Here is a 19,031-nt window from a genome sequence, read left to right as displayed (position 1 = left end):
GGATTATGGCATGCACACCTTCATTATTGTGGACGATGAACCGCTCATACGCAAAGGGCTGCTCAAAAAAATCCAATCCTTTCATACGCCGCTGACGTTTCTTGGGGAAGCGGACAACGGCGCTGACGCATTGCTGCTAATCAAGAGCACTGATCCCGATATCATTTTGACAGATATGCGGATGCCGGAAATGGACGGTAAATCGTTAATGAAGCATATCCATGAGCAATATCCGGACAAAAAAATTATCGTTATCAGCGGCTATTCTGACTTTGAATATATGCAGGAGGCCATCTCTTCCAAGGTAATCGGTTATCTGCTGAAGCCGTTCAGCCGCGAGGAAATTCATCGCATGCTGCAATTGGCAATTAACGCGATAGATCAGCATCGTTCGGTCAAGCTGGAGGTTGTGCAGAAAGAGGCGGAAAACGAAGAAATCAGCTTGAAGTCGGATGTTCAGTCTCTGCTAAATATCATTCTCGGCATTCACCAGCTGAACAGCCTTCCCGCATTTTCCTCCAAGGCATTTGCAACGTTGGCAGAGCAAGACAACTACATGCTGCTTACTTTGTATTCACCGCAGCCTCTGGCAATGGAGCAGCCGCCTGCCGTGCCAGATTCTCTCTATATCCCGCACCCGCAAAGCGCTAATCTGGCATTTGTGATTTTGACCTTTCGTCGGGGAGAGAGTGAACGTGCCATGCTGGGAAACGCCGAGCTCGCGGCCAAACAGCTTATCGAACAGGCAGGCGCTAAGGGCGGGGGAGAGAGTTGTATTGGAGTAAGTTCAGTCAAGCCTTCGCTCGCCGCACTCAGAGAAGCTCATCAGGAAACGATAGCGGCGCTGGACAAACGATCCGTTACTGATTTTGGAAAATGTTATATCTACAGCCCAGACGCCCACGCCAGCACTGTTGTTTTTTGGAACAAATCACATGAGCTGCTTTTTTTTATCGAATCGGGCAATGTATCAAAAACAAAGGAGCTGGTGCTGGATTTCTTCGCCTTTTTCATGCTGCAGCCCGATGTGACCCTTGTCCAATTGAAAGAGCAGGCCCGTGATATAATGATGGAGGTAAAAAAATTATTGTCGGCCTATTTGCAGACTAATATGATCAGCTCTTCCTCCTCCAGCTTCGAATCTGTGCTTAGCATTTCCTTCGACATTGACGCGATAAAGGACTATATGCTCAAAGTTTTGACAGGCATTGCCGAGCTATTAAAGGAGCGCTCTGCCTACTCATCCGATCATGTCATTGACAATATAAAAATGTATATTAACAATCATTATGCAGAAGATTTAACGCTGGAACGGGTATCCTCCCTTTTTTATTTGAATCCAAGCTATTTAAGCCACTTGTTCAAAGAAAAAACAGCGGAAAATTTCACTGATTATATTAACAAACTGAGAATTGAGCAAGCAAAAAACCTCCTCAGGAGCACGGATGACAAAGTATACAAAATAGCAAAGTCCATTGGCTATGACAATCCAAAATATTTTTTTCGCTTGTTTAAAAAAGTGACAGGGACAACGCCGGAAAACTTCAGGAACGGCTGACAGCAACAAACTTCGGGTATCAGGCCTACGGCATCGGGCTGACGGCATATCTTCAAGGGCCAGTCCTACCGCTCCCGTGCAAGGTCACAGCCATCTAACTGCTGTGTCTACGCTATCACTCAGAGGCTGCCGCTAACTGCTTACGTCAAATCAGGCGCTGACCAGGACTCGAACGAGTCTTGGCGCAGCGCCTGATTTTGTATTGTATGAATACGAAACTTCTGTCTAGCTCATTCCGCGCTTACAACCTTTCAGTTACGGCCTCATACGTCCGGAGCGCAACCACTGCAAGCTCTGCGCGCGTAAGCGCATTGCCGCTAAGCAGACGACCGTCCGGTGTACCGATAAAAATGCTGTATTTCACGGCTACAGCCATCGCATAGCGGTTTTCCGCCGACAGCTCTGCAGCATCCTTGAAGCCGGCAAGCAGCGCATTCACCTCTGCTGCGCTAAGCTCAGTGGGAAGTCCAGCATAAGTCAAGGCATTCATTAGTATTGCAGCCATAGATTCGCGCGTTATCGCATAGTCGTCTTTAATGGCTTCGCTGTCGATAAGACCTGCGGCATGTGCAGTACGGACAACAGCGTCGTACCATACCGTATCACCAGCTTTCTGCTCAGGAGTCAAGCCAAGCACATTCAGAGCAACCGCCAGCGTCTGCGCCGCGGTCGTAGACGCCGCAGGCTTCATTTGCGTTTCGGAAACGCCATTGATCAGCAGCAATCCGTTCGCTTTTTCCACATTTTTGGCGAACCAGGCGTTTGCCGGAACATCGCTGAACTGACGTGCGGAGCTTATAGCGACATAAGTTCCGCTTGCTGCAACAAGCGCTCTAATAATCGTATTCCCATCTTTGTCGATTGCAGCTTTTCCGGGTACCGGCGTAAGCTTGCCGTCGCCACTGACCAGAGCCAAAGTAACGGCGTTTTGGCCAGTCAGCTTGCCAACATTAACAACGGCTTCGGCATAATTGCCTTGTTTCTCGGAAACCGTGACAGCCACTGCTTCGCCTACTGCCTTTACTCCTGCTTGGTTGATTTTTGCAACTTTTGCCGCATCGTCCTTCGAGCCCGGAGCTACCGTGACTGCCACTGGCGCTGCAGTTGCGCTTGGAGCGGGCGTTGCTGATGGAGATGGCGTTGGAACAACGGTTCCGGAACCCGGCGACCCGGTATTCGATGTAGGCGTTGGTGCCTCCGCTATTGTAAAAGCCAAACTGTCAATGCGAAGATCCGGCGCTTTGAATACCACATACAAGTCATGAATACCCGTTATACTGGTATTGCTTAAATCCACCTCAACGTCGGTATAACCAAGCTCCTTTACCTGAACGTCCGCATTGCTAATTTTGTAAGCGTTCATTTGCGTTTGAGGCACATCAATGACTGCAATTGGCGCGTTAGCCGGCGAGTCCGCATGAAGCGTAATGACTCCTCCCCCCGCATCCGTTGCTACAGAGGCCTTCACCTTCTTGGCTCCTGTCAGATTAACCTTTGGAAGAGCAACCCATGAGCCGTTTTGCTTCGATCTAACGGCGTAGTAGCCGCTAACTACTTTCTTCTCCTTCAGTTCCGCTGCGGTGTGTGCTTTGGATACCTCATGATACACAACCTCATTAGCCGCATAGGCATGATCAAAAACATTGAAAGGCTGCGCAAGTGAAAGCCCGGCAAGCGACTGACCTTGAACCTGAACCGTTTGCTGCGTCCGAATGTCAGCGGAAGATGAACCAACCTGAACCGAATATGCCCCGTTTTCTACCACAAATTGATTGCTGTTTACATCCCATAGGGCAAAATCCTGCGGATTCACCGTAAGCTCAACCGTTTTGCTTTCACCCGGAGCAACGTGCACCTTTTCAAACGATGCAAGCTGCTTCTGAGGCGCATGACTGCCATAGCTCGCATTGTTGTTTTTTACATATAGCTGTACGACCTCCGAGGTTGCCACAGTGCCATCGTTGCGGATCTGCACCGTTACCGTAAAGGGCTCATTGCCGCTTACGCTGGACGGAGCGGACAAGCTGCTGTAGGAAAATGAGCTGTACGACAGCCCGTAGCCGAAGGGATAAGTCACCGGCGCCTTCGTGTACATGTAGGTAAGCTCGGACTCAATCGGGTCAGCGTTTGTCATATCGAGCTTGAAGCGCGGGTCGATGTCATCCAGCGTTGTCGTTTTGTTGCCTTCCGGGATGATGTATTTGTTAATGGCCGGGAAGGCCGACATATCCTTATACCACGTTGAGGTCAACCGACCAGTAGGCGCATAATCTCCATAAAGCACCTGTGCCAGCGCATGGGAATCATATTGACCGCCGTACGGCTGGTACACAATGGCGGATACATTTGGATTGTTCTGGATTTCCTCCAAACCGACGGGGAAGCTTGTTCTGACAACAACTACCGTCTTTTTCCCCTTGGCGGCAAATGCGGAGGAAACCTTGTCCACCAGCTTGTAATCAGCATCGCCCATGTTCAGACTGGAGCGGTCATTGCCTTCGCCTGCACTGTGACGGGGAACAGCGCCGACAAATACAACGGCATAGTCATCGCTATCAGCTCGCGCGGCCGCTTCTGCGCCTACCTCCTGAACGACCGTTTTCTCGAACTTAACGGAGTCAGGACGAATCGCGGCATTTGCTTTTGTGCCAAGCGTATTGGCAGCGGTTTTTAGCGTTCCATCCTCACCCGCCGTTGCGAAACGGCCGCTTGCATAATAGAAATTCGTGAAATCTCCCGAAAAGCCCGTCCGATAGCCGCTCGTTACGATGGAAACACTGTCATCGGCATTTGTTTCCAAACGCAGCGTTGGCGGAATGACGCTTGTTTCTCCAAGCATTTCAGCAAGGTTCCAGTCATTGGCTGTCAGGTTCAGCTTCGTTCCATCCGTGTTGCCAATCGCGGCACCGGCAGCTGAAGGCGATGCAACCCAGCGATTGTTGTACAATGACATCAAGCTGGAGCCGGATTGTCCCCAATCATATACGCGGAACAACTGGGCAGGTTTTTCCGAATCCACTTCCTCAGCCGACAAAATAAGACCCGAACCCTTTTCCAGCGCATCCGGATTATAGACGTTCGCTGTTACCGTTTGGCCGTTCAGCCTGGACGTCAAAGCGATTACCTCGCTGCCTGTTGTGTAGTTAACATGATCGGCTCCGTTTGCTTTAATAATCGAGAGCAATGGAGAATTTCCAGCATTCGCAATATCGTTTGGCGTGACACCTACGGAATAAGTCGTTTTAAAACGCGAGTCCGCATAAATGCCGGAGACTGCAGCATTTTTTTGTTTGGCAAGCGGCAGCACCCCATCGTTTTTAAGCAGCACGATGCTTTCCTGCGCCGCCTTGAGCGCCACATCCTGATGCTCGGCATCCTTGTAGGAAGCGGCAGGGGAAGTCCTTACATCCTTAGCGTCCTGTGCAAACGGATAAAACTTTGGAATGCCGTTTTCATCCGTTTCATTAAAGATGCCCAGCCGTACAAGCTGGTTCATATGCGGTCTGGCTGCCTCAACCAGATCGTCGGCCGTAATGCCATATTCGTTCTGCTCCACCAGTGCGACAAGCTCGGCTACGTCGATATCCGCGTTTGCTGTGGATGGCGAAGGCCGTCCCGCATTCGCTTGGGCGAGCGCCATCAGCACAGTCGCATGCGAGCGATCAACCGCGTAGTTGTTGTCATAGCCATTGCCCATTTGATTGCCGGTTGATACATGCTGGTCGCCATTAAAATCCGGCGAACTGTACACGCCGTATTTGGCAAACGTATTCGCATGGAGCTGAAGCGGAGACAAGATGTTAGGAATGCCGTTTGTCCGGCCAAAAGAGGTCATGACACCGGCAACCGCACCGGATTCCAGCCCTTTTTGCACGCCTCTCGTCTGATATTCAAACATGGCGCGCGCGCTGGCGCTATTGCTCGCCGATTGGCGGAACCACTGTGCATTGTAAACGGAATAGTGCTTGGTCCCAACTGCTGCGCGCATCCAGAAGCCATCATTCGTTGCCGGCTGCTCGATACCGCTCAGTCCGGCAGCCATCTTGTCAATGAGCGTGCCCGCCATATAAGCGTCTTCGGAGAAACCCTCGTCAAAGCGCCCGCTAAGCGGATTAATCCGCAAATCGCTGACAACGGTAAACGCAACGCTCGCTGAAGCGTTAGCCCCTCCATGAATATTGGACTCTCCCTGCTTTACTTTTAGCAGGCTAATTTTCTCGTTGCCGATAACCTCGCCAATCTCGCCAAGCAGCTCCTTATTCCAGGTTTGGCCCATGCCAACCAGCGCCGGGAAGTCCGTTGAGATTCCTTGCACATTGTCCGCTGCGGACAAGGCCCCGGGAATGACTTTTCCTGCGTTTGGCCCCTTCTTCAACGTATAGTGGTTACGAGATCCGGTGACGTATACCGCAGGTCCTTCCAATCCTGTGTAATTAAAATAAGTATCCACAAACTCGTCCAGATGCTCAGGATTACCGTCAAAAAGCGGCATGCCGTTGAATATCCCTCCGCTTTGCGTCTTGAATACAACCACAGCTTCCTCCGCATAAGACACCGGTCCAATCTGTGAAAGCAAACCTGCTGTAACTGTAATGACGGTAAAAACCGAAACTATCCTTTTGCCCAAACCCTTTGCAACCCGCAGTTTAACCATCTGCTTCCTCCCCTTCAATAATGAAATCGCTCTCAAAGTAACCTGTACTCATTATAGCTGTAGAGGCAGTACACTTTGTTTTTAGGTTGTGGTGCAATATTTTTAGTTTGAACGGTAATAGATACACGTCTGAGACATACACTACATCAAAAAATAAGAGACCTTCCAAAAGTTCAATGAACTCATGAAAGGTCTACGATTATTTCACTCCCTTCTCTAGAAGGGCTTATTTAGTTTTTCTCTCTATTTTGCCAGATTCAAAGCTCTGAATATCATTGCGACAAACTCAGCTCGCGTTACAGGTTCATCCGGATTGAAATTACCGTTATTACCCAGAACAATCTCCAATTTTGCCAGTGCAGCGATATAAGCATAGCTCCAATGCGTTGACGGTACGTCTTGGAAAGGACTTATTCCGCCTGGTTCGATCCCAAGAGCAAGCGCAACGATTTTTGCCATCTGGGCACGTGTCACAGGTTCAACCAGATTGAATTTATTATTTGTTCCATCTATAATTCCTGCTTGTTGCAATAACGTAATGGAATTGTAGGACGGATGACTGGGCGATACATCAGAAAAAGCTGCCGCCTCGCGTGTTGGCTCGAACTTGAACGAACGCGTGAATATCAATGCCATATGCTGCCTCTGGATGTATTCATTTGGACGAAAGGTGCCGTCTGGATACCCTGCAATAATCCCTTTATTGTTTAATTCCTCAATCATTTCTTGTGCCCAATGTCCCGAGATGTCCTTCAAACTTAAGGAAGGATCCGGTGTCGGGGTCGTATTCGTATTTTCAATCCATTTTGCATACAGGCTTATGTTTTTTGTAACACGATCTGTTAGAAGATCCCACTTCCGGGTCAACGCTTCATCAAGATACCAGCCTTCAAACATAAATCCTTCCTTAAGTGGAGTCGGCAAATCTGCCAAGTTTGAATTATTCTCTACTGATACATTAACGATTACGTTTCCGCCATTGGTTTCAAAAGACACCGTGAAACTGTGTGGTGGAATATATCCCCCTCCATAATTGGCAATCCATTTCGCATACAACGTCGTATTTGTTGTCACCAATTCCTTCGTGAAGTCCCACTGGTTTGTTAATGTTGTTTCTTTATACCAACCGCCAAAGGTAAAGCCAAGTTTCGTTGGTGTATTCGGTTCGGTTGCCGTATCGTTGTAGGAGATCGTCTGAGCCACTGCAACACTTCCTCCATTTGACTCAAAAGACAACGTATAATGGTTCATTTCCCAAACTGCATATAGGATAACATCAGCTGCGTTTATATTGAATGTATCATTTGCTGCATAACTTGTCCCGCTTCCATCTGCTTCCGTATTCCAGCCAATAAACGTAAATCCGGTCTTCACCAGGCCTCCAACATTATCGGATACCGTTACACTATTCCCCGTTTCATAGGTTTGACTATCTACCGGTACAAGACCTCCCGTAGCGCCATTACCGTCGTAGCCTACTCTATATTTAAAGATGTTGAATGTAATTGTAACGGAATTACCTGCGGCATCTGTAACAACCAGTACGTGGGAGCCTTCGGCGTCCACAGACGAGCCACTAATAAAGCCATTGCCATTTAATGTTGCAGTGCCTTCGTTAAAGCTAATCGTTCGCGAGGAATTATAGCTCTCTCCATCTGTTACACCTGTAACGAAGGGGGCTGTCGTATCCAGTTCGATACTTGCTTGAGCCATTCCCGTATTTCCTGCCCGGTCGATCAAGCGAACATAGACCGTCTTGCTGCCATCACCTGTCGGCAACGTATAGCTCATACTAGCGTTATAGGCCTGTTCGGACGACCACGTTTGATTGTCATTCGAGAATTGTACGCTTACGACATCCGTTACGCCTGCTCCTAAAGTGAAATCAAGCGTCACTTCTTGGTCTGTTGCATAAGCAGCTCCTCCATTAATCGCCACTGTTCCTGTTGGCGGTTCCGTATCTAACGTCACATTTGAGCTGTATACAGGGGATTCGTTGCCTGCATTGTCAATGAGCTGTATCGCCAATGACTTTGCTCCATTTGTACTTCCTGCATTAATAGAAAAACTATCTGTATAAGCTATTGTAACTGGAGGTAATCCGTTAAGTGTGTAGCGAATACTCGCTATATCCGTTACGCCTGCATCTGGCGTTATATCAACATATACGTTGGCGTTATTTGTATAGGCACTACCATTATTCACAACGACAGTACCCGCAGGCGCTGTTGTATCCAAAATAATACTGTCTTGTATGATGGTACTATTACCTGCTCGGTCGATTAAACGTACATACACCGTTTTATTTCCATCCCCAGCTGGTAACGTATAGCTTCTTATAGGACTAAAGGCTTCAACTCCTGACCAAGAACTATTGTGATTAGAAAATTGTACCGCTACCACATCTGTTACACCGTTGCCTAAAGATAGATTAAGCGTTACTCCGGCATTAGTTGTATACACGTTGCCATTATTAATAACAATAGAGCCTGTTGGGACTTCGGTATCCCGTGTTATCGTTGTTTCATATTCAATTGATGCGTTCCCTGCGCGATCAATTAACTTAAATTTTAGAACTTTATCTCCATCATTGCTTCCTATTGCCAGCATAAAGCTTGGTACATAAGGTATCTGTGTAAATGGGTTTCCGTTAACCGAATATTGGACATGCGTGATATCAGTTATTCCGGCATCTGGACTTATTGAAATAGATACAGCCGAGCTATTCGTGTATGGGTTGCCCAGATTTACACTGATCGTCCCTGTCGGGGGAGTCTTATCTATTACAAATTGTACGGTTCCTTGTTGGCTGCCAGCCGTGACGGTTAACGTATAGGTGCCTTCACCGGAGACTACCGTGCCGCTTGCAAAAGGACTGCCATTTAATGTCGCTGTTCCTGCATTAAAATGAGGCGTAACATTTGTATTGTAAAGACCGCCGTCCGTCACGCCTGTTATTTCAATAGTAGGGATTTGTGAATACGTATAAATTAAATACGGTCCCAACATACCATTGCCTACACTCGTTTCAGTCATCTGAATATAATGATCAGAATTGTTTATTCCATTACTTGCCGCTTCTTGAGCATTCATTCCAGATAAAATAAAGGTTGCTCTAGGATTAGCCTTTAAGGATTCATCTACTATGTAGCTAGTAAAATCAAAGGGAGCTAGCGTAGGCTTGTGTAGGGGGACATTACTGTCTAACACTCTTGTTTGCGTAGAACCCGAAGTTGGAGCCGGCGGCGATATTATATTGCTATCCTGGATCCAGCTATGATTGGTGCTCGTAGAAACCTTTAGCGAAAAATTTGTCGATGTTTGTAAATTGCCGCCTGATACAGGAATATATAGACTGGCCGTTTCAATCTCGTATCCTGCAGGGATTGGCGGCAAATCATACTTTAGCAATACTTGAGCCTCCACAGGATTATTAAATGTTCCCTGATAGCCAACATCCAGATAGCCCAGATCTCCATCCTCATAAATCAAGCCAGCATGAATACCCTCATAAATGATCGTTGTATCTTCAGATGCAAAGATAGGTGTTGGAAGTATGTTAGCAGAAACTGCACTTTGTTTATTAAAAATGACGATGATTGCTATACAGATGATTACGGCAAACATACTTCCCCTCAATACAAGCTTTTTTCCCATCAAAAATTCTTCCTTCCATACTGGAGTTATTTCATTGATTTTTATAGCGTCCTTCCTCATCTGCCTTCCTGCTGAGAGTCAATTCACACAACTAACACAAAAATAACCATTTTTCGACATACACTACTAACTATACGCCAAAATATTTCGTTTTCATAGTGACTGCTGTCATCAATATTGTCATGTGACAAAAACGATTAATATACAAAAAACCACAAGAGGAGCACTTTTATAAGTGTCCTTCTTATGGGTTTCCGTTCAAAGATGACTGGGATTTCTCTGTTTGTTTTCGATATGGCCATGCTAGATGGCATTCAGCGATGTTCACTGTCGCTTTAGTTAAATTTCTCTATAAGCTGGTAATAAAAATCGGTTGCTGTTTTGGATATTTCTACATCCACCTCTTCACGCATCATTTCAGTAAACTTTTTATATTGCCTTTTTAATCCTACTTCATCCTTTTTTAAAGCCAATGCTTCCAAATAAAGCATGATTGTTCGATCCTCAAGATCATAATGTTCAACCAGCTTTTTTAGAATAGATATTGCTTTATCCATCTCTGCTCTACCCAATAACGCCTCACAAAGATTATGCGCGAATGAAATGTACAATAAAGATAATCTCTCTATTTCATTTTGTGCCCATCCATAAACATGCTCTCCGAACAACTTGCCTTGATAGCTTTTTTCATGTTCAACAGCTCGGTTAACTTGTGTGGCATCACTGAAGTCCAGCGTATCGCATTGATCTTCAAACCTAAAAACGTCAACTTCAATCTGTGTTTGATCCAAGACATAATACTGATTACCGGAAAGGATGACCTGAGGAAGCCCATAACGGCCCAACAATTTTCTAAGTTGATAGATCGTTGTATTTAGATAAGTATCTGCATTTTTTAATGGCATATGATCGAATACATCTTCTATGATTCTTGCTTTTGAAACATTCTTCCCTCTCTGCATGATCAAGTAAGCAAAAAGCTCCGCGCTTTTACTCGAACGCCACTTTATGATTTCATGTTGCGCTGTTCTTAACTCCATACTGCCTAGACAGTTATAGATCAACTTCTTATTTTGCGCAGACTGCTCGGCTGTTTCCTTTTGTAATTCTGTATCTGCAACTGCCCGTCCGATGGTTTGCTTAAGTCGCTCTTGATTAACAGGCTTCAGCATATAATCCAAGGCATAAACATCAAACGCAGGGAGAGCATATTCTTTATGCGAGGTCAAAAAGACGATCTTTGTTTCTCGCCCTTCCTCTCTTAACCGTTTCGCAAACTCTATTCCGCTCTCTTTTGGCATGCTGATATCAATAAAGATTAAATCGACATCATGATCAGATAAGTATGCATACGCAGACCAGGTGTCAAGAAAACATCCAACTAAAGTTATCGAATTTATTTTTTTGAGCATTCTTTCCATAATCATATGCATACTTTTTTCATCATCAACGACGATAACCTTCACGCAAGTTCCTCCTTCACATCAGTTTTAACTACGAAGTGTTGAAGCGATTGGGAGCGAGAAATAAAAGGTAGTGCCCACGCCTACCGAGCTATCAAACCAAATTTCCCCTCCATTTAATTGAACAAATTCTCGGCAGATAGATAGTCCTAGACCAACCCCCTGCTCGCCGGCCGTTCCTCTTTTGGAAATGGGGAATTCATCCTGCAATAAATAACTTGCTTCATCAACAGATATCCCCTGTCCAGTATCACGAATCGCAACGACAACTTTGTCTTGTCGAACCTCTGAGCTTAATTGAATGGCCCCGCCGATTTCAGTAAATTTCACTGCATTCGACACAAGATTACGAATAATTAAATCCAGCATATCTTTATCTGCATAAACATAGACATTCTCAGCTATAGTTGAGTTCACGCTAATTTGTTTACTATTTAATTTCACTTTCATCATGTTCATCGTATGTTGAACAACATTGCCTAAATCTCTAACAACGGGGTTAAACAGCATTCCCCCGCGTTGGGTATGAAACCATTCAAGCAAACTTTCAACGAGCAGAAATGTATTGTTAATTTGCTCCCCCATTTCCTCGACCAGCTCTTGATGGCTCCCTTTACGTTTGATTAATTCCGCTTCCTGCATATCCTCTTCCACTAACTCCATTAAATTAACGAGTACGGCTAGCGGATCACGAATATCATGTGCGACTACGTTAAACATTTTATCTTTAAATAAATTCAACTCCGATAATTGCCGAGATTGTTTAAGTAAACTCTGTTCATACTGTATGGATTCCGTAATGTCATGCAAGATCAGCATCTTGCTAACCGGCTTATTATGGCGTCCATTTATATATGAAAATTGAACATGATAATGCCTGTCTCCTAGCTGCATCGAACGTATGGTTACGTTATGTTGGTCTGATTTATGTTCAATAAGCTTTAGTAGTGGTGGAAAAGGAGACAATACTTGTGAGGCAGGATTGCCAATCAACTTTTTATCGGGTAACTGCTTAACTATTATATCGGCAGAGTTGTTATAGCTTCTTAACGTATTATCGATATCAAAAATAATGACTGCGTCATGTATGGATTCAAAAACTTTCTTCATAACCAAGGGAGATAGATTAAGCATATTAAATTGATAAGTTCCCCAAAAGTAAAATAATCCCGAAAAGACAAGTCCAAAAGGGGAAATATCAAGCGGTATTTTGACAACACCTATGGAATGTATGAATGGAGGCACAAATACGCACAAAGAACCTATCAGCATTAAGACTACCTGCTTGTTCCTCTCTCTTTTTCCTTCTCTTTTTCTTTCTCTACGTGATTTTAGATACATATGAATTAAAAAGCAGATGCCAACTAAATAAAAACTATAAACGTAAACAATATGTAAGTAAAAAAGCGGACCTCTATCTAGATTGATAAGCGGAAATCCTTGAGAATAATCTAACGCCATGCCTCTGTAAAATAAATGATGCCATTCATTGGTAAAGTGGAAGGTTAATGAGCTGATTGGACCAATGGACAATAGAACCATGTTTTTCTTTGTTATCATTCTCTGATTGCCTGTGAATTGTAAGATCATAATGACCCAAATAAAGGGTGCAAATGGAATGCCCACATACTGGATATGTATCCAAAAAAGCATTTGTTCCACTGTCTTACTTACGAGTTGAAAAGCATAGCCAAATGTATAAAAAGAAGCGGCCACCACACCTAATCCATAGCTAACCGAAATAGGAGTTTCCCTGTTTTGCCAGGAATAGTTCAGCAATACCATGAAACCAAAGGTGAATATCATTAAAATTGCTGAAAGTACAAGGTTATAGCCCATGATCATGATGCAATATCCTCCGATAGTATCTTTGATAATTAGCTTGGCACGTCCAATTGAGACTTCTCCAAGCTTATGGGAGTATTGTTGCATGTGTCAAGGAAAATTGGCCTATAAAAATTTGGTTTTGCCCCCGGTTCGACTGAACTCGTGAGAAGCCTATTTTTTATTCATGTGACCACAATGTGGTCACACAGCGTTTTTCCGGGGAAGAACCCTTGGAGTTGTCAAGAAAAGTGCAGTCTGAAAACACACTCATGAAGAAATCCTGTTGCTAAGCTGCGTGTGACAGCATTCTTTCACGGTAAATCGTTGGGGGCCAGCCCCCTGGATTCGTAGTGTAGATGCGCCGTCTATTGTAGTAGGTCATCATATATCTAAAGATGATCGATTTGATCTGCGCCATCGGGTAGTGTTCGGTTTTAATTTTATACAGCTTTTCTTTCTTTAACGTAGCAAAGAAGCTTTCCATTCTTGCGTTGTCATAGCAGCGCCCTGTGCCGCTCATACTCGGAATGGCACCGCGTTTAGCCAGACACGCTCGGAATGTCTGACTTGTGAATTGGCTGCCGCGATCGCTGTGATAAATCATGCCGCGCGCGTTTCTTGCCTTGCACGCGTTCTCAAATGCTTGGATGCAGAGTTCCTTGCGCAGGTTGTCGTCCATGGCAAGGCCGACGATCTCTCCGTTGTAACAATCCAGCACCGCGGACAGATAGAGTTTGCCATCTGAGCAAGGAACTTCGGTGATATCCGATAGCCACTTTTGGTTCGGTGACGAGGCGCTGAAATCTCTTTGGATCAGATTCTCGCTCTTTTGAGCTGCGGCATCCTCACGTGTAATACCGTTCGGGTGACGCTTCGCTTTCTGCAGCAGCCCGTGCTTCGCGCATCTCCTTGACGGTCCATCGATCCCGTCGTTCACGGATGTAAGCATTGAGCTTGCATGCTTTTACCGCTTCCGGTCTTTTGCAAAAAAACCGAGTGCGTCCTTGAGGATTTCATTCGCGCGTCGCAACTCGCCTATTTCTCTTTCTAATTCGATTTCACGCGCCGTCTTATCGGCAGATGCATAAGCGCGTCCGCTCCCAATATGCGCTCCGTCGCCGTGCAAGATTCTTTGCTTTCTCCATCCCTGCAAGGTATGGTAGGCTACGCCCAATTGCTCAGCGGCTTTCTTTGGTCCAATTTCATCACTTAATCTTACCGCTTCTTCTTTGAATGCTTTGTCGTACCGATTCATTGCTTCTCATCCCTTCGTCAACTTTCATTTTATTTCATACGAGGGTGTTTATCGACTTCATTTATCGTAGCACTCCAGTCAGAAAAATCACGAACAGTGACGCTTTAAAACATATTGTCGATCTTCCTGAAGACCTTAAAAATCAGGATGTCGAATTAATCATCTTGCCTATTGGGGACTCCTCTCTTTACAAACGTCCTACAGCTTCTTCCCATACTGCCAGAGGTTCTCTAAAGCAATACGCTAATTTGGATTTAATCCAATACGAACAAGGCGCATGGGAAAAGGGTGTGCAGGACAAACATGAACATCGCTGATGCAAATGTAATACTGCGTTACTTGCTTCAAGATGCGGCTCAGTTCATTGAACCAGCTAAAGACAAAATTGATCTTTATCCCTAACGAAGTCATCGCCGAATATATGTGTTGGAAAAGGTATACAAGGTCGAAAGAGTCAATATCTTTGATGCATTGCAGAACCTGCTCACATACAGCAACATTACAACACATGACAAAAATATGCTGATCGAAGCTTTGAAGGTCTACAGTGAAATCAAAATCGATTTTGTTGATTCGCTTCTCTTCGCCTACTCAAAGATCGGCGGTCATACCGTTTTCACTTTTTACAAGAAGCTTAACCAAATGCTTGATGAACTTCGCAACGCTAAGTAAAATAGGCTTCTCACAAAGTTCGACTGAACTCGTGAGAAGCCTATTTTTTATTCATGTGGTCAGAATGTGGTCATATGACGTTTTTTAACTTGAGATTCCTTCCTAGGCAAGGGATTTCAGGTCAATTTACATCATGCCGCCCATGAGACAAGGGCGTTTTTATGGTTTTTTTGAGTCTTTTCATATGTTTTCAATCCGATTTTCTTCAGAAATCAGTCCAATAAATCCGAGTAAGTATGATCTGTGGGTAGAGTATGTGGGCAAAATGTGGGCACGTCGTGGGCAAGAGTTCAATCAATATATGTTCCGTGTGCGGGAACTCCAGGCATTTCGTCCTCATTTGCCCTTGATCAAGCGGGTAGTGTCGTCACAACAAATTACCTAACTCATATCTTGTCGATTATTGTTCATTCCTTAAATATCAAACAACTATACTAGGGTGAATGCGGCCCCAGTATGCCCCTATTCCACTAGAATCACGTCCACCAGCTATATTAGCAGCAATTCGTTTAGCCAATAATAGATCTTTCTTTAACGAGGTGCTAGACCTTTTATAAAGTGCCACTGTATCAAATATCATTAGAAACGCCCTGCATATATCAGTAATTTCTAATTGAGTCAAAATCTCTTTCCTTTCAATGATTTCCACCGCGTTTTTCAAATAGGCTCTTAAGTGATCAATTTCCGTTGAGTGGTAGTATGCCTCCCTAATAGCATTCTCGGTTTCTGTTATCAACTTATACATTTTGGGTTCATCTAGTACCTCTCCATCAATCTCAGCTGCGTTGATATTGTATAGAATTTCTTCTTGCCCTACATTTATAGGCCCATTTATATGAAAATCAAGCATTTTTACTGGGTCGTTTTGTGCGGTCGTTGATGCGAGAGAGCCTCTGCGTATCCTATTGAACCATCTGTCATCAGCACCAACTTCTTTAAAATTTCTACTTGTTGCCCATAAAATAAGATCGGCTAATTGTATTCCAGGCTCAGTGCCATTAACTATATGAACATTTAATTCGGGGAAATGAGTACTTATAAAGGGGCATTCTATCGATGCAAAAATCAACTCATTATAAAATGAATCTTTCCATCGTTGCTCACATCCGGTTGGAAAACTCTTATCTCTTTCTGCAACTATTAAGTTAATTCTTTTTGCCCCGTAATTTAAACCTATTCCGGCTGCTAAATGAATAAGATGATGATGGAGATCCTGCTCAGTTGTGAAACGGTTCCCTCCAGTGGTAGAATACAGTTGTTTGTCGAACTGAAACAAGTAAAAATCAATATCAATTTTATTAGCTTCTATCATCAATTTCGAATGGGCTTCTGGTCCATCATAGGATGCATGAAAATATCCTCTAGCTATTGTTTTCTGATCGGTTTTACTTAAAGCCTTTGATTCTTTTAATGACTCTATTGCGTTAAAAATAACTTGTTCAGAAATCTTTTCAGTGAAGACAGCAGCTCCGATACTAAAATGCTTGTCATTAATAGTATAGCTCCTTAAGTTTGGATTTCCTGCCTCATCGACATAAAAAAATATCTCTTCCACGACTTCCTCCAATCAGTTTCATATCTTATTTATATAATTCAAATCCCTAAAAATGTATTCAATGTAACCGCGCTATGGTTTTTACTGTTTCAACCTCGTCAGATATTCTTTCCCAAACCGCTCGTTGCTCCATAAATGTTTTTTCTCTATTCAGTCTAAAAACACCTTTGAACCTATAGCGCATAAATCCTAAAGAATCTTTCCCTTGAGCAAAAACAATTCTTACGTTTCTCTTATCATTCAACCACTTTTGAATTTGCTCTGTATTTTTAGTCTCATTCACATTTCTCTCCCAAATGATACTGCCATCCGATGAGATTTTATTTTCCCATTCTCCGTGGGGATATAGTTTGGGAAACCATATCGAAGTATCCTTTTTTAATGGATGTTTCGTGCCTCCACGTTGGAATTTTTTGTACTTATAACCAAAACAATTGCAAGCATCTTTACTTGTTCTAAAGGCTACATTTTCTTTTAAAGATATCATTCCTTTGTTAATATAAGTTACAGGATCATTTTCGTGAGATATATTCCATGGAATAAAGGAACTTTCCAAATTATCGATGAGTTCACGAATCAGTTTTACTAGATTTTCAATTTGATTATGTAATTCTACTAGGCCCTTTGTTACATCAATCCTAATAATTTGGTTTTCTGTCGCTGCTACCACATCTTTATCCCTAATCTTATCCTCAGTAACATTATGCTCCGATTTATGATGGCTTTCGTCAACCTCCACGAACAAACCGATTTGCGGGAAGTATAAATCAATTAAAGCATGACCAGTTGGTCTTGTGACATACTGTTGTGTCACGATTTTAACATCAACTCTATCTAATTGGTGCCATATTCGAGTTATTACATAATTCTCATATTTTTTATTATGTGTACGAGCTAATTGTCTAACTATATATTCTTTTTTCTCATCATCTAAAATCTTTATTTGAAATTCACTTATTTTCAATAGTAAATTAAGAAAAACCTTATCTTTAGCTGCCCTTCCCCATAAACCGACTTGAAATCTCTCTTGCCGAACAAAATAGGTCAGCAGAACTGTCAGTATGTCCAGATCTTCGGCATCATCTATCAATTTTTTCGCGTCATTTTCTGAGCCTATTTTATCTTTCAATAAACTAATATAATCACTTTTCATTAATCCGCTTTCAATAACATCTTGAATAAATTCTTGCAATCTATCATCATAAATGGGATATGGCATAGTGCTAACTTCATCTTCATTTTTTTCAGTACCTTTCCATTTGTAATACTCTCTGCTTTCATCCTCAAAGTAGTCAATGTAATTAAGTAATTTGTTATAACCTTGCAGATTGTCCAAGTTCCCTCTCCCAACTTAATAATTTGTCATTCAAAAATATTTCTTCTATGAATAGTCTCTAATATGTACTCTTTTTATAAGCGCATCCAAAGAAACTGAATCCTCCAATTCGACAAAGTCGAATAATTGAGGATCTTCAACAGTGTATCCCTTAGATCCGTACTTTACTAACAACATCATTTGAATTGTGTACAATACTATCCTCGAACTTAGTTGGATGGTATCAACTTCCTTTGTTAATTCGTTTGACCAATCGTCTGGAAGTGGGATTATTCTCGATCCATGTGCAAATTGATTCCGCAATTTTGAAACCAAAAATAATCCTTTTGTGGAGACCGGCTCCTTCTCAATAATTAACATCTCTTTTTCAGTTAATTGCTTAACTAACATACTAAGCAAACTGTTCAATGCTTCATTATAGCCATATATGACAGGTTCTTTGTAGTATTTGCTAATAAACTTTCTTGCCAAATACGTTGTAGAATCCGAATTTACCCGTACAATAAACTTTAATGCTAATGCCTCAAAACTCCCCCATATGAAATTAAACGCAACTAATTCAGTACATAGGCTGGACCACAAATTACTTTTCTCATTAGAAAAGGCTAACGCGGAACCACACATATAGTTAGATGAATCATATCTTTCTGTAATAATTTGAACCCGCTCAACACCTGATGCCATATTTAACCAATCGGTAATAATACTAGTGTCGCTTCAGAAATTTCTTCAAACTTAATTGCATGTAAAACACGCATTAAACGATAAGCATGCTCATTTACTGATATCAGATTCAAGGCTTCCTCCGAGTTTTTATGGCTCGATTAGTAACTGTAACCTTTTTATAAAGTAGTCTTTCTCAGATGCGTATTTCCATTGGGCATCGAGAATTAGTTCTGACCATGTTGTTATTTCTAGATTAGAATCATTATATAATTTCAATAACATGTGCTTTAATTAAGTATCATCGTATAGTCCATCGTAATAATCTAAATACAAGCATTCAAGGTTTTTAACCAGTTCTGCTCTATTCATTTTAAATCATCCTTTAATA

The 19,031-nt window shown here is 43.1% G+C and carries 11 protein-coding genes; 2 read left to right on the top strand and 9 right to left on the bottom strand.

Features of this window, described 5'->3' with window-relative positions:
- The first annotated feature begins 10 nt into the window (after window positions 1-10).
- The gene (locus ACX93W_RS17060; protein WP_459393579.1) at window positions 11-1,558 is read left to right on the top strand and encodes a response regulator transcription factor; all 1,548 of its coding nucleotides are present in this window, start codon (window positions 11-13) and stop codon (window positions 1,556-1,558) included.
- Window positions 1,559-1,799: 241 nt separating this feature from the next.
- Here ACX93W_RS17060 and ACX93W_RS17055 read toward each other — a convergent pair whose 3' ends face one another.
- The 6 genes from ACX93W_RS17055 to ACX93W_RS17030 form a co-directional block, all read right to left on the bottom strand.
- Window positions 1,800-6,212: a glycoside hydrolase family 3 C-terminal domain-containing protein gene (locus tag ACX93W_RS17055; protein WP_459393578.1), complete on the bottom strand. Its 4,413-nt coding sequence runs from the start codon at window positions 6,210-6,212 to the stop codon at window positions 1,800-1,802.
- Window positions 6,213-6,455: 243 nt separating this feature from the next.
- On the bottom strand, window positions 6,456-9,929 hold the full coding sequence (locus ACX93W_RS17050; protein WP_459393577.1) for an InlB B-repeat-containing protein: 3,474 nt from the start codon (window positions 9,927-9,929) through the stop codon (window positions 6,456-6,458).
- 275 nt (window positions 9,930-10,204) lie between these two features.
- On the bottom strand, window positions 10,205-11,335 hold the full coding sequence (locus ACX93W_RS17045; RefSeq protein WP_459393576.1) for a response regulator: 1,131 nt from the start codon (window positions 11,333-11,335) through the stop codon (window positions 10,205-10,207).
- A gap of 24 nt (window positions 11,336-11,359) precedes the next feature.
- Window positions 11,360-13,177 (bottom strand): sensor histidine kinase, encoded by a 1,818-nt coding sequence (locus ACX93W_RS17040; RefSeq protein WP_459393575.1) that lies wholly within the window; start codon window positions 13,175-13,177, stop codon window positions 11,360-11,362.
- A 268-nt stretch (window positions 13,178-13,445) separates the two neighbouring features.
- Window positions 13,446-14,108, bottom strand: a complete 663-nt coding sequence (locus ACX93W_RS17035; RefSeq protein WP_459393574.1) for an IS3 family transposase — start codon at window positions 14,106-14,108, stop codon at window positions 13,446-13,448.
- 15 nt (window positions 14,109-14,123) lie between these two features.
- The gene (locus ACX93W_RS17030; RefSeq protein ID WP_338554782.1) at window positions 14,124-14,414 is read right to left on the bottom strand and encodes a transposase; all 291 of its coding nucleotides are present in this window, start codon (window positions 14,412-14,414) and stop codon (window positions 14,124-14,126) included.
- Between the two features lie 423 nt (window positions 14,415-14,837).
- On the opposite strand from ACX93W_RS17030, the gene ACX93W_RS17025 reads away from it, so the two are divergent.
- Complete coding sequence (locus ACX93W_RS17025) at window positions 14,838-15,086, top strand: PIN domain-containing protein (RefSeq protein ID WP_459393573.1); 249 nt, start codon at window positions 14,838-14,840, stop codon at window positions 15,084-15,086.
- Window positions 15,087-15,507: 421 nt separating this feature from the next.
- On the opposite strand, the gene ACX93W_RS17020 is transcribed toward ACX93W_RS17025, so the two are convergent.
- Genes ACX93W_RS17020 through ACX93W_RS17010 form a run of 3 tightly spaced genes read right to left on the bottom strand, consistent with a single transcriptional unit; the run spans window position 15,508 to window position 18,661 of the window.
- The gene (locus tag ACX93W_RS17020) at window positions 15,508-16,641 is read right to left on the bottom strand and encodes a DUF3800 domain-containing protein (RefSeq protein ID WP_459393572.1); all 1,134 of its coding nucleotides are present in this window, start codon (window positions 16,639-16,641) and stop codon (window positions 15,508-15,510) included.
- Between the two features lie 58 nt (window positions 16,642-16,699).
- Window positions 16,700-17,977 carry an AbaSI family restriction endonuclease gene (locus ACX93W_RS17015; protein ID WP_459393571.1) on the bottom strand — a complete coding sequence of 426 codons (1,278 nt, stop codon included), beginning with the start codon at window positions 17,975-17,977 and terminating at the stop codon, window positions 16,700-16,702.
- Between the two features lie 45 nt (window positions 17,978-18,022).
- Window positions 18,023-18,661, bottom strand: coding sequence for a hypothetical protein (locus ACX93W_RS17010; protein WP_459393570.1), 639 nt, complete (start codon window positions 18,659-18,661; stop codon window positions 18,023-18,025).
- Between the last annotated feature and the right edge of the window lie 370 nt (window positions 18,662-19,031).

The sequence above is a fragment of the Paenibacillus sp. CAU 1782 genome, from assembly GCF_054551715.1.
The sequence above is the reverse complement of the archived record's forward strand: the minus strand, read 5'-3'. Positions and strand labels throughout refer to the sequence as shown.